Genomic DNA, 11,439 nt, shown 5'->3' on the forward strand with positions numbered 1-11,439 from the left:
GCTACCGAAGAAGACGCCTAAAACAATGCTTAAACGAATAGGGCTGCCGGACGACGCAGTGAAGCTGGAGATGGCCGTGTTCCTTCGGGAGGTGATCGACCTGGCCAGCTACATGGAGTCGGAACATCAGATGGTTGAGTCGCCGAGCTTTGTCTGAGCTGGCGTAGCGCCGTTCGTTGCGGTCTTTGTGTTTGTCCGGCATTGAGCCGGACCAAGGAGCCTGAGATGGACGGAAAACCTTCCAACAAATTGATCGCAGAGCAAAGCGGTCTGACCGAAGCAGAGGTCGGGACGTACGTAACGGCTGTCGAAATGCAGGCAGATGGAAGCTGGATTGTTTACTTCGGTGTTGAAGTTGCTCAGTTGCCAGATGTCGACAAGAAAACTAATGCATCCCGAACGCTGTTGATTCCAAGCTGGCTCGCCAAGCACTGGGTAGACCGAGACATTGGCTAGGACGACGCACTCCATGACCGGTGGTGGCAATTTGGTTTGGGTTGGTGTATTACTTTCTTGCTAAGTCGAGCGAGGCAATAAAACGGGAGATTTCAAATGGATTTTCAGCAAGACCCGGACAGTTTCGGCAGTTACCTTGGACAAGCTGCCAGAGATATAACTCACGCAAGAGTTAACTTCCTTGATCGGTTAGACCATTGGAAGGGGCTCGCGGAACGTAAATACGGCCAACTGGTAACTATTGAGCATCTACCAGAGCAGCGAGGCTTCATTGGATCGGTGTTGGGTAAGCCTTTCTCGTTGATTGTAAGCCCTCTTGTAATCGAAGGCAGGGGACGACTGGAGGTCGTGGTCACTATTCCCAATCTTGCCGAAACAGATAGCGAGATATCCCGATTCAATGTTGATCGTAACGGCGATTTAGCTGATGACTACGAGATTCCCGGCGGCGATTCCGATAGCCTGATGAGCGTTAAAACATTCATGGGCATTCTAAAAAAGGTGCTCGAACAAACTATGCCAGTTGGCAGCTAGTTCCAATCTGAAGCGCCTCGTGCACCCAGAAGCTTTCAAGCTTTCGCGCCACGGACGGCGAAATCGTGATTTCGTCTCGCGGCGGGATGAGAAGGCTAGCTGAACAGCCCTAGCAGAAGCCAATTCGTCAGACCGGCCTACGTCTGCATTCCAGAGGCCCAAAGCGGGTATTCCGGCAGTGCGGATTTTTCCGCAATTTTTGTTTTGGTGCTGATTTTGTTGGCTCAAAACGGAGGATAAATTTGAAAAGTGCGGAAAATTTATGATCCTAAGTATATGATTTATATATGGAAAAACTCGGACTTAAAATCCCCCGCTCGTAAGGGCGTGCCGGTTCGATTCCGGCTTCGGGCACCATCTCTAATCAAGGGTTTGCGGGCGAAAGCTGATGCAAGCCCTTGTTTGTTTCCGGGGCGGTATTTTGATCGGATGCCCCTGGATTACCGCTAATGGATACTTCTGATCGTTCGCAATTTTCATTGTGCCTATTGGCGTTGCGTACGCTCACTGGCCTGACAGCCGTCATTTTTTTTAAGCAAAAGCCCAGCTATTTAGCTGGGCTTTTTTGTAGCTTTAAACAAATGCCTGCCCACTGAAACCTCGCGGCAGGCGCTGAAGTCCGGCCATTGCTGTCAGCCGCTCAATCCATTGTGTGCGCCAATCAACCGCGCCATGAGTGTTCTTTGCCTGTCGGGCAGTGCGTCGTGCTGCATTGCGTTGGTCTTTTCTTGCCTGCTTGAACGCATCGGTATTGCGGCAGCTACGGCACTTCACGCGATTGAGTTCTTTGCTCGCTGAGAGTTGCTGACCTTTGTGACCGCAGGCCAGATGACCGTCGACGCTGAAATGAATGACCATGAACCGTCTCCTGAGTGACGTGTAATGGTTTGACAACTGGCAGCCATGCGCGTTCGGCGAGACAAATCGCAGACAAAAAAACACCCGCATGCGGGCGGGCGTTGAAGGTGATCTCTAATGGAGTGATTTCACTTTAAGCGGGTCGATGTGATGGCTTCGTGAAAAGAAACTTTTCGGCTCACACAAGCAATCGCCGGGCAGAAGGCCGCCCGGCAACAATGACCATCCCTCGCGATGACCTGATTTGTCGTTATCTGAACCGTGGCAGCGGCCGATCAACCGGCTTCAGGGCCGACAGTGTATTGCGAATCAGCGGCGCATCCTTTTCGATGTCGTTCAGCCGATCGCGGATACGCAGGGCGGTGGGGTGTCCGCCTTGATGATCGACCCAGTCGGCGATCTCCTTGCAAGCGGCCGCGAGGCGGGCCTGCCGGGCGTCGAGCAGGGTGAGGAGGGTGGTGATGGACTCTTTTTCGGACATGGAACACCTCCGTTCAATGAAACCGCTGAGCGGCAGCAAAAAGCCCGCAAGTCGCGAGCCTTCTGCCGTTGGGGTGCTGCTCCTTCAGCTGGTTTCAGTATAGACCCGCCGGTGATCGGCATCAGCCGGAAGACTGGCGGACCGGTAGTGGAGAACTCGCTGCGTTAAGGCGCTCGCATTCGAACCTGGCGTCTTGCTCCCTGTCGTAGCCATCGCCGATGAAGCCACCCGTGCGCGTGTCGCAGATACGAAACCAGCCAATGGCTTCGGCGGGATCATGCTGGCTTTCTCCGGCGCGTCGACCGTGAATGATGATCTTGTTGCAGCGCTTCACGACGAAAATGTCTTCCATGGCGTCACCGCAGCTGATTCGTGTCAGATCAACTATAGAAGGCTGCGGCGATCGTGCAAAAAATAGGCAGATCAACTCGTCGGCTGGCACTGCCAGGCGGGGATCAAGGCGAGTCAGTCATTTCGCTCATCTGCTCGAGAAACATTGCCAGCGCCACTTCTTCGGCGCGCAGCCCTTTGCGTACTCGCGGACGGGGGAGTTGCGCCAGTGCGCCGAGCATGAATTTTTCCACCACAGCGGGATGGATATAGCACTTGCGGCACACCGCTGGCGTATTGCCCAGCTGTTTGGCTACGCCCTTGACCATCTCGACGACGTGGCGTTTGGCTTCGATCTCCGATTCGTGAGTCAGCCCACGCAACACCGCCAATGCCAGGGCGCTGCCGGCCCAGGTGCGGTAGTCCTTGGCGGTAAAGTCGGCGCCGGTCAGGGTTTGCAGATACGCATTGACGTCGGAAGAGCTGACTGTGTGGCGGTCACCATTTTCATCCAGATACTGAAACAGGTTCTGCCCGGGGATTTCCAGGCAGCGCTTGATGATTCGCGCCAGACGGCGATCCTTGACGGTGATTTGATGTTCGATCCCGCTCTTGCCGCGAAACTGGAACAGGATCGCACTGCCGTTGACCTCGACATGTCGGCTGCGCAAGGTCGTCAGGCCGTAGGAACGGTTATCCCGCGCATACTGCGTGTTGCCGACACGAATCAGCGTGGCATCGAGCAGGGTGATCACCGTGGCCATGACTTTGTCACGACTGAAACCGGGCGCGGCCAGCAGCGCTTCCAGCTGTTTGCGCAATTTTGGCAGCGCCAGGCCAAATTCGCGCAGGCGTGAATACTTGTCGGCATCGCGCACTTCTCGCCAGCGCGCGTGATAGCGGTATTGTTTGCGGCCACGGGCATCGCGCCCAGTGGCTTGCAGGTGGCCACGCGGGTCGACGCAGATCCACACGTCGATATAGGCCGGCGGCACCGCGAGGGCGTTGATGCGTTTGATTTCGTCCGGGTCAGTGATGCGCTGGCCCGAGGGTTCGAAGTAGCTGAACTTGCCGCGCAGTTTCTTGCGCGTGATACCGGGCTGGGTGTCATCGACATAGTGCAGGTCTGGGGGCAGTGCGTCGGTCAGCACGGTGTCGGGCATGGCGGCTTCCTTGGGGGCGTCGTGGTCTGTAAACGATTGACCGCACGCTGTAGCCGTCGTGCCGAATGATTTACGCCAGCACTGCGACCGCCTTGATCTGCGCCCAGAGTTGCTGGCCCGGATGCACGCCGAGTTGATCCCGCGAGAAGCGCGTGATACGCGCCACCAAGGGCGTGCCGCCGGCATCGAGACGAATCAGGACATGGGCAGCGTTGTCCGCTGCCAGTTCACTGACCACGGTGACCGGCAGACGATTGAGGATGCTGCTGAACTCGGTGTTCTGCAGGGTGAGACTGATGTCGCGCGCGTGTACCTTGCACCGTAAGGCCTGACCCAATGCCATCGGCGCGTGGGTGACGCGAATGTGCAAATGGGTGGCCGGCAATTGCAGGCTGAGCAACTGATAATCGGCGTCGTAGGCACTGACCTGACCCTCGATGATCACTCCGGCGTCGTCGCCCATTGCCATCGGCAAATCCAGACGGGCGAGGGTTTCGCCGATCGGGCCGCTGGCCAAGGCCTTGCCATCGCTGAGCAGCACGAGGTGATCGGCCAGTCGCGCCACTTCGTCTTGCGCGTGGCTGACGTACAGCAGTGGAATGTCCAGCTCGTCATGCAGACGCTGCAGGTAAGGCAGAATTTCGCGTTTGCGCTGGCTGTCGAGAGCGGCCAGGGGCTCGTCCATCAATAACAACTTCGGGCTGGTCAGCAGGGCTCGGGCAATGCCCACTCGTTGACGTTCGCCACCAGAGAGGTGCTGCGGATGGCGCTCGAGCAGATGACCGATACCCAGGAGTTCAGTGGCCTGCGCGAGATCCACCCGACGCTGGGCCTTGGCGATGCGCTTGAGGCCGAATTGCAGATTGCCCAGCACCGACAGGTGCGCGAACAGGCTGGCCTCTTGAAACACGTAGCCGACTGCGCGTTTGTGTGGCGGGACGAAAGTGCCATGGTCGCTGTCCTGCCAGACTTCACCGTTGATGCGGATAAATGCCTGTTCGGCACGTTCCAGCCCGGCAATGCAGCGCAGGCAGGTGGTTTTGCCGGAGCCGGAATGACCGTACAACGCGGTGACGCCACGGCCCGGCAAGTGCAGGTCAACGTCCAGGCTGAAGCCGGAATAGCCGATTTTCAAACGTGCATCAATCATCGGTCAGCTCCAGCCCGCACGGGTTTTGCGGCTGGTGTACAGCGCCAGCAACACCAGAAAGGAAAACACCAGCATCGCCCCGGCCAACCAGTGAGCCTGGGCGTATTCCATGGCTTCGACGTGGTCGTAAATCTGCACGGACACCACGCGGGTCTTGTCGGGAATGTTGCCGCCAATCATCAGCACCACACCGAATTCACCGACGGTATGGGCGAATCCGAGGATCGCTGCCGTGATAAAACCCGGGCGCGCCAGGGGCAGCATCACGCTGAAAAAAGTGTCCCAAGGATTGGCGCGCAAAGTCGCGGCCACTTCCAGAGGACGGGTGCCGATCGCCGAAAAGGCGTTCTGTAGCGGTTGCACCACAAACGGCATGGAGTAGATCACCGAGCCGATCACCAGCCCGGTAAAACTGAAGGTCAGCGTGCCGAGTCCCAGCCATTGGGTGAATTGGCCGAGAAAGCCGTGCGGCCCCATCATCAGCAACAGATAGAAACCGATGACGGTCGGCGGCAGCACGAGGGGCAGGGCGACAATCGCCCCGATCGGGCCGCGCAACCACGAGCGGGTACGCGACAGCCACAGGGCGATTGGTGTGCCGACCAGCAACAGAATCACGGTGGTCAGGGACGCCAGTTTCAGGGTCAGCCAGATCGCCGCAAAATCGGCACTCGTCAGTGCCATTTAGAGTTGATAACCGTAAGACTTGATCACCGCAGCGGCTTTTGGGCCCTTGAGGTATTCAACCAAGGCTTTGGCGGCGGCGCTGTCCTTGCCTTTGTTGAGGATGACCGCGTCCTGTTTGATCGGGTCGTGCAGGCTGGCCGGAACGATCCAGGCCGAGCCGCTGCTGACTTTACCGTCCTTGTAGATCTGCGAGAGAGCAACGAAGCCCAGTTCGGCGTTGCCGGTGGAGACGAATTGATACGCCTGGGTGATGTTCTGGCCTTCAACGATCTTGGCTTTGGTGGCCTCGGTCAGTTTCAGCTTCTCCAGCACCTGCGTGGCGGCGAGCCCGTAAGGTGCGGCTTTCGGGTTGGCGAGGGACAGATGCTGATACTCGTTTTTCTTCAGCACATCGCCTTTGGCATCGACGTAGCCTTCTTTGGCCGACCACAGCGCCAGGGTGCCGATGGCGTAGGTGAATCGCGAGCCCTTGACGCTATCGCCTTCTTTTTCGAGTTTTTCCGCAGTGGTGTCGTCCGCCGAGAGGAACACTTCGAACGGCGCGCCGTTTTTGATCTGGGTATAGAACTGGCCAGTGGCGCCGTAAGCGGCGACCAGTTTGTGCCCGGTGTCTTTTTCGAAATCGGCGGCAATCGCCTGGATCGGCGCGGTGAAGTTGGCAGCTACAGCCACTTGCACTTCATCAGCCTGGACAGTGCCAATGGCGAACACCGCGAGCAGGGAAACCAGGCAGGAAGGGGCAAAACGGGAGGCACAAATGGTCATGTAACAGCTCCGTGGTTGGCGTCAGCACAGGGCAGCTATTGTTGGAGGTGGACTGCGCCGATGCGAGGGGTGAGATCGCTATATAGCGAAATATATAGCGAAACGCCGGCAAACGGAAAGTGTTGCTTGAAACCAGTGTGAGGGCTTCGATTCCTCACGCGGTCCGGACTCAACGCTGTTGCAGTTTTGCCAAAGCACCGTCGGCCAACTGTCGCGTCAGTTCGGCACTGCTGACGTCTCTGCCCAACGTAAAGGCCTGACCCGCCCAGAGGTTGGCGAACTCAGCCTCACGCTTCGCTCGCAACGGCATCAACGCACCCCCCGCCAGCGGAAATGCGGGAGCCATCGGCGACATCGGGCCCAGCTCGCGCATGGCACGGTTCAGAATACCCCGGGCCGGGCGGCCGGTGAAAATATTGGTGATCGCGGTTTCGCTTTCCTTGGCCGTGCGCAGCGCCTGGTGATGAGCAGCGCTGACTTTCGCTTCCGGGGTGAACAGGTACGCAGTACCCACCTGCGCCGCCGACGCGCCGAGCATGAGCGCTGCCGCGACACCGCGAGCGTCGGCAATGGCGCCCGCAGCGATCACTGGAATGTTCACCGCATCGACCACCTGCGGTACCAGGGCAAATGTACCAACCTGACTGCTCAAGTCCTCACTCAGGAACATTCCGCGATGGCCGCCAGCTTCGTAACCCATGGCAATGATCGCATCGCAACCGTTCTGCTCCAGCCACACGGCTTCCTCGACGGTGGTGGCCGAGGAGAGAATTTTCGCGCCGGTGGCCTTGACCCGATCCAGCAGGGATTTTTCCGGCAGACCGAAGTGAAAGCTCACCACCGACGGTCGAAACTCCTCCAGTACTTCGCAGGCTGCGGCATCGAAGGGCGCGCGATTGGACACCGGCGTCGGTGCGTCGAAATCCACGCCCAGTTCGCGGTAGTAAGGTTCCAGCAGGTTCTTCCAGTCGCGGGCGCGTTGTTCATCCGGCGCCGGTGGCTGATGGCAGAAGAAGTTCACGTTGAAAGGTTTGTCAGTGTTTGCACGAATGGTTTTCAGCTCGTCACGCAACTGCTCGATGCTGAGCATCGCCGCCGGCATCGAACCCAGCCCCCCGGCATTACACACGGCGATCACCATGGACGAATTCGTGGCACCGGCCATCGGGCCCTGAATGATTGGTACCTCAATACCGAGTAGGTCAAGCAGGCGGTTATCTGGCCATTGGCTCATGACAGCGGTTCTCCGAACGACAAAACGGGCAGGGACGGCAGGGTCGTTTTTTAACAGCAAAGCCGTCTACACAGCCAGTTCGAAATACTGAATATGCCGTGCAGTTTTTCAGCGTCGGTGTAATCCGCCGCCGCCGCCAAACGAACGATTCATGTTTTGCGAGGAGTTATGAAAGTTGTTGGTGCGCTGGTTGCCGACATTGCGCGCAGCGGATTCGCGATTGAGGTTCTGCAGTTGTGCATTGTTGTTTACCGGCGCCGGCCGTGTACCGCCGCCCACCATCGACTGCCAGCCATTATCGGTTTTCTTGTAGACGTTACCGTCATGCCCCGCATAAACGTTGTCGCCGACATGGGCCACACCACTGTTGCGTCCGCGAACCGCGCCATATTGGGTGGTGTTGCCGGAGTTGGGGTTGTACACCGCACCACGGTTGGCGGTGACTTGCGTGCCGTTGCGCGCATTGCCGACAGTGACCCGTTCGCCGGCAATGGCGCCGCCGTTCGGCCCGGTCGCCACGCCGCTGCGTCCGGCTGCATAGTTGCCGTTATAGACGTTATGCACGGCGCCCCGTTGACCCGCCGCTGCGACGCCGGTGCGTGAGTTATACGAAGCACCTACCTGACCCGCCCAGCGATTGCCGGTCCAGGCGTTGTAGCCCGCACCGTAGCGGCTGACGGTCGCTCGATCGCCCCACTGATGGTAAATGTTGCCCGTGGTTCCGGCCCAGCCGCCGGGCCCCCAGGCTACCGCGCCGCCACGATAACCGTAGGCGGCGCCACCCCAGGCCAGCGGCGCTGGATACAGGTGCGGGCCCCAGGCGTAACCCCAGCCGTAATTGCCCCACCACGGATAGGCGCCCCAGCCCCAGCCCATTGCCACGGTGCTGCCGCCCCAGCTCCAGCCGAAACCGAAGCCGAACGTCCAGCCGGTCCAGGGTGTGTAGCGAATGGCGACGCCGAAACCGTAAGTCACCGGCGGCCCGTACCAGACACTGCCGACCCACGGCGTGTACGGATAACCGGTGCCATAAACCACGACGCCGGTCGCCGGGTCCAGATTCGATCCCTGATACCCCGGCGTGTAACCGACCACCACGGTATCGCCGCTGGACTCATAGACCTTGACGTAGGTGAGGTAGTGCATGGGCGAACTCGGCGGGATCGAATAGATCACCGCCGGTACGGAACTGGCCACGATCCACGGTCCGTTCAAGGACTTCGAGGTGAACCAGATCCCGTTCTCCACCGCAAACCAGCTGTCGTTGTCGACGCGAATGATCGGTGTCGCACTGTTGACCACATACTGCAACGGTGTGCTGTTGATGGCTTTGAGTTGCGGCTCGCCATCGAACTGCGGCGCTGTCATGTACACCGCGTTTTTCTTGATCGCCGAGGTCTGGGGAATGGTCGCGGCAATCGCCGCTTCCTTGGCCTGTGGCGTGCCGGCGACGGAGGCCTTGACGTTCTCTTTCGGGCTGTCGTCGGGGATGCTGGCGAAGTCGGCGGGCAATTTGTCGGCCGGGGTAAATGTCCACGGCCCCTTCATGTCGCTGGCGCGAAACCAGCGCCCGGAGATCAGCACGTAACTGTTCTGGTCACCGATTTCCTTGAAAATATGCCCGGTGGTGTTGCTCACATAAAGCAGGCTTGTGCCTTGGATGGGCAGCCATTGTGGCGCGCCGTCGGTCACCAGCAGTTCGGTGGGCGTGGTGGCGATGAAGATCTTCGGCTGCGGCGGTTTGGCCAGACTCGGCACCTTGTCTTTGGGATCACTTTGTCCCGTCAACAGATCGACCTGCCGACTCTTAATCGCCGCCAGTCGGGCTTTTTCCAGATCGGCAGGTGGTGCGGCCAGGCGCATGTACTCGCCGCTCAACTGGTCGGCAACCATCCAGCCATCGAACACATGCAGGTAATGTTTGCCCTGGGCATCTTTCAGCAGCAGCGGCCGAGTGTTGATCACCCGTTGCAGCGCAGTGCCGTCCACCGCTCGATAGGCGGCCTCGCCATCAATATAGACAAGCAGAGCGGGGGCGTCGGACGTGACGATGGCTGGCGGCGTATTTTCCAGTGGCGCGCTGTCGGCTTTCTGCTCGGCCGACAGCACGCCTACGGCGGCTTCGAGCTGATCCAGCGAAATGGTCTTCTTGCGGTTTTCGGCGTCCTTTTGCAATGCCGCGACCCAGATGTCGGCCTGGCTGGCATCGGGCGGGAAGTCGGCCTTGATCAGCTTGTACTGATCGAGCGCCACCCAGCGGGTCGCTTTGTCGACCAGTGTATGCGCGCTGAACTGGACGATGCCGTAGGTGGACTTGCCGTCGCCACCTGTGGCTTCGACCGCCGCGCGGGCATTGAGGGTATAGCCATCCCAGCTGTCGAGTTGCGGCTGGTACACGGTCAGTTTCGCCTTGCCGCTGGTGATGACTTGCGGCCATGTCGGCGCGTCCGGCGCTGCGTCAGCGGTTGTTGTCGCGGGGGCTGCCAAAGCATTGCCGAAGGTCAGCAGCCACAGCATCAACATCACAAGAAACGGGCGCGGATAAGGCATTGTCAGCTCCATCGACAGGGCGATTTCCAAAGGAATCAACGCGAAAGCACAACCGTCGAAAAAGCATAGTCGCCCGCGATGCAAATACCCGGTCGATTTGCGGACAAGCAGAAAGTCGAGTGTGGCAATGTATTGCGATGTGGTATTTCAAGGCACGCAATCCTTAACCCTGTTCGCGAGAGGTCGCCATGTTCAACGCCATTCTGATCGACAAAGACGACCGCGGTTATCGCGCCAGCGTGCAAGCGATCAACGAGGACCAGTTACCCGAAGGCGATGTCACCGTACGTGTCGCCTACAGCACACTCAACTTCAAGGATGGCCTGGCGATTACCGGCAGCAGTCCGGTGGTGCGCAAATTTCCGATGGTGCCGGGAATCGATCTGGCCGGTACGGTTGAGGCCAGTGCTCACGCCGATTACGAGGTCGGCGATGCAGTGCTGCTCAACGGCTGGGGCGTCGGTGAAAGTCATTGGGGCGGTCTTGCGCAAAAAGCCCGGTTGCAGGGTGACTGGCTGATTCCGTTGCCCAAGGCTTTTACCCCGGCACAGGCGATGGCCATTGGCACCGCTGGCTACACGGCGATGCTGTGCATCCTCGCGCTGGAGCGCAATGGCGTCACGCCCGATCAGGGCGAGATTCTGGTGACGGGCGCCAATGGCGGCGTGGGCAGTTTTGCCATCGCTCTGCTCAGCAAACTCGGCTACCAGGTGGTGGCATCCACCGGTCGGGTCTCCGAGCATGAGTACCTGAAACAGCTGGGCGCTAGCGAGATCATTGAGCGCGCAACCTTGTCCGAACCCGGCAAACCGCTGGCCAAGGAGCGTTGGGCGGGCGTCATTGATTCGGTTGGCAGCCACACCCTGGCCAACGCCTGCGCCAGCACCCGTGCCGAAGGAACAGTCGCTGCCTGCGGCTTGGCGCAAGGTATGGATTTTCCGGCGTCGGTAGCGCCTTTCATCCTGCGCGGCGTGACGCTGGCCGGCATCAATAGCGTGACTCAGCCCAAGGCGCGCCGCCTGGAAGCCTGGGATCGTCTGGCGAAGGATCTGGACTTCGCGTTGCTGTCGCTGATCAGTCATGAAATCAGCCTGAGCGAAGCGGTCGATGCGGCGCCGACATTGCTCGCCGGACAGTTGCGCGGCAGGGTTGTCGTTGACGTCAATCGCTGACAGAGTTAACGCCATCGCGGCGCTTGCGGACCGTGCTTCAACCAATCAGGGAGTGAGGT

At 59.2% G+C, this 11,439-nt stretch carries 13 protein-coding genes; 4 read left to right on the forward strand and 9 right to left on the reverse strand.

Going from position 1 to position 11,439, the window contains the following annotated elements:
* Nucleotides 1-25 precede the first annotated feature (25 nt).
* The 3 genes from ACXX9E_RS18715 to ACXX9E_RS18725 all read left to right on the forward strand — a co-directional run bounded on the left by ACXX9E_RS18715 (nt 26) and on the right by ACXX9E_RS18725 (nt 990).
* Nucleotides 26-157 (forward strand): hypothetical protein, encoded by a 132-nt coding sequence (locus ACXX9E_RS18715; protein ID WP_458555922.1) that lies wholly within the window; start codon nt 26-28, stop codon nt 155-157.
* 68 nt (nt 158-225) lie between these two features.
* Nucleotides 226-456, forward strand: a complete 231-nt coding sequence (locus tag ACXX9E_RS18720) for a hypothetical protein (protein WP_458555923.1) — start codon at nt 226-228, stop codon at nt 454-456.
* A 96-nt stretch (nt 457-552) separates the two neighbouring features.
* A complete protein-coding gene (locus ACXX9E_RS18725; RefSeq protein ID WP_458555924.1) occupies nt 553-990 on the forward strand; it encodes a hypothetical protein in 438 nt (145 codons plus the stop codon).
* 573 nt (nt 991-1,563) lie between these two features.
* Here ACXX9E_RS18725 and ACXX9E_RS18730 read toward each other — a convergent pair.
* The 9 genes from ACXX9E_RS18730 to ACXX9E_RS18770 all read right to left on the reverse strand — a co-directional run bounded on the left by ACXX9E_RS18730 (nt 1,564) and on the right by ACXX9E_RS18770 (nt 10,208).
* The gene (locus tag ACXX9E_RS18730) at nt 1,564-1,848 is read right to left on the reverse strand and encodes a hypothetical protein (protein ID WP_128615308.1); all 285 of its coding nucleotides are present in this window, start codon (nt 1,846-1,848) and stop codon (nt 1,564-1,566) included.
* Between the two features lie 250 nt (nt 1,849-2,098).
* Nucleotides 2,099-2,329, reverse strand: a complete 231-nt coding sequence (locus ACXX9E_RS18735) for a hypothetical protein (RefSeq protein WP_008082703.1) — start codon at nt 2,327-2,329, stop codon at nt 2,099-2,101.
* 121 nt (nt 2,330-2,450) lie between these two features.
* Complete coding sequence (locus ACXX9E_RS18740) at nt 2,451-2,681, reverse strand: hypothetical protein (RefSeq protein WP_336346842.1); 231 nt, start codon at nt 2,679-2,681, stop codon at nt 2,451-2,453.
* 103 nt (nt 2,682-2,784) lie between these two features.
* The gene (locus tag ACXX9E_RS18745; protein WP_458555925.1) at nt 2,785-3,822 is read right to left on the reverse strand and encodes a DNA topoisomerase IB; all 1,038 of its coding nucleotides are present in this window, start codon (nt 3,820-3,822) and stop codon (nt 2,785-2,787) included.
* A gap of 70 nt (nt 3,823-3,892) precedes the next feature.
* Nucleotides 3,893-4,972, reverse strand: coding sequence for a molybdenum ABC transporter ATP-binding protein (modC, locus tag ACXX9E_RS18750; protein ID WP_123468359.1), 1,080 nt, complete (start codon nt 4,970-4,972; stop codon nt 3,893-3,895).
* A 3-nt stretch (nt 4,973-4,975) separates the two neighbouring features.
* Entirely contained in the window at nt 4,976-5,656 is a 681-nt protein-coding gene (gene modB / locus ACXX9E_RS18755; RefSeq protein WP_186745899.1) for a molybdate ABC transporter permease subunit, read from the reverse strand.
* On the reverse strand, nt 5,657-6,424 hold the full coding sequence (modA, locus tag ACXX9E_RS18760) for a molybdate ABC transporter substrate-binding protein (RefSeq protein WP_458555926.1): 768 nt from the start codon (nt 6,422-6,424) through the stop codon (nt 5,657-5,659). It lies immediately after the preceding gene.
* A 169-nt stretch (nt 6,425-6,593) separates the two neighbouring features.
* Entirely contained in the window at nt 6,594-7,658 is a 1,065-nt protein-coding gene (locus tag ACXX9E_RS18765; protein WP_458555927.1) for an NAD(P)H-dependent flavin oxidoreductase, read from the reverse strand.
* 108 nt (nt 7,659-7,766) lie between these two features.
* On the reverse strand, nt 7,767-10,208 hold the full coding sequence (locus ACXX9E_RS18770; RefSeq protein WP_458555928.1) for an autotransporter: 2,442 nt from the start codon (nt 10,206-10,208) through the stop codon (nt 7,767-7,769).
* A gap of 188 nt (nt 10,209-10,396) precedes the next feature.
* Here ACXX9E_RS18770 and acuI point away from each other — a divergent pair, with 188 nt between their 5' ends.
* On the forward strand, nt 10,397-11,380 hold the full coding sequence (acuI, locus tag ACXX9E_RS18775) for an acrylyl-CoA reductase (NADPH) (protein WP_422495539.1): 984 nt from the start codon (nt 10,397-10,399) through the stop codon (nt 11,378-11,380).
* Nucleotides 11,381-11,439 lie beyond the last annotated feature (59 nt).

The sequence above is a fragment of the Pseudomonas sp. GNP014 genome (assembly GCF_054344005.1).

What these genes read in the sequence shown, in the direction of transcription:
- ACXX9E_RS18735 (WP_008082703.1), bottom strand. Translation starts at nt 2,329, where the DNA reads ATGTCCGAAAAAGAGTCCATCACCACCCTCCTCACCCTGCTCGACGCC.
- ACXX9E_RS18745 (WP_458555925.1), bottom strand. Translation starts at nt 3,822, where the DNA reads ATGCCCGACACCGTGCTGACCGACGCACTGCCCCCAGACCTGCACTAT.
- ACXX9E_RS18740 (WP_336346842.1), bottom strand. Translation starts at nt 2,681, where the DNA reads ATGGAAGACATTTTCGTCGTGAAGCGCTGCAACAAGATCATCATTCAC.
- acuI (WP_422495539.1), top strand. Translation starts at nt 10,397, where the DNA reads ATGTTCAACGCCATTCTGATCGACAAAGACGACCGCGGTTATCGCGCC.
- ACXX9E_RS18770 (WP_458555928.1), bottom strand. Translation starts at nt 10,208, where the DNA reads ATGCCTTATCCGCGCCCGTTTCTTGTGATGTTGATGCTGTGGCTGCTG.
- modA (WP_458555926.1), bottom strand. Translation starts at nt 6,424, where the DNA reads ATGACCATTTGTGCCTCCCGTTTTGCCCCTTCCTGCCTGGTTTCCCTG.
- ACXX9E_RS18715 (WP_458555922.1), top strand. Translation starts at nt 26, where the DNA reads ATGCTTAAACGAATAGGGCTGCCGGACGACGCAGTGAAGCTGGAGATG.
- modB (WP_186745899.1), bottom strand. Translation starts at nt 5,656, where the DNA reads ATGGCACTGACGAGTGCCGATTTTGCGGCGATCTGGCTGACCCTGAAA.
- ACXX9E_RS18720 (WP_458555923.1), top strand. Translation starts at nt 226, where the DNA reads ATGGACGGAAAACCTTCCAACAAATTGATCGCAGAGCAAAGCGGTCTG.
- modC (WP_123468359.1), bottom strand. Translation starts at nt 4,972, where the DNA reads ATGATTGATGCACGTTTGAAAATCGGCTATTCCGGCTTCAGCCTGGAC.
- ACXX9E_RS18725 (WP_458555924.1), top strand. Translation starts at nt 553, where the DNA reads ATGGATTTTCAGCAAGACCCGGACAGTTTCGGCAGTTACCTTGGACAA.
- ACXX9E_RS18730 (WP_128615308.1), bottom strand. Translation starts at nt 1,848, where the DNA reads ATGGTCATTCATTTCAGCGTCGACGGTCATCTGGCCTGCGGTCACAAA.
- ACXX9E_RS18765 (WP_458555927.1), bottom strand. Translation starts at nt 7,658, where the DNA reads ATGAGCCAATGGCCAGATAACCGCCTGCTTGACCTACTCGGTATTGAG.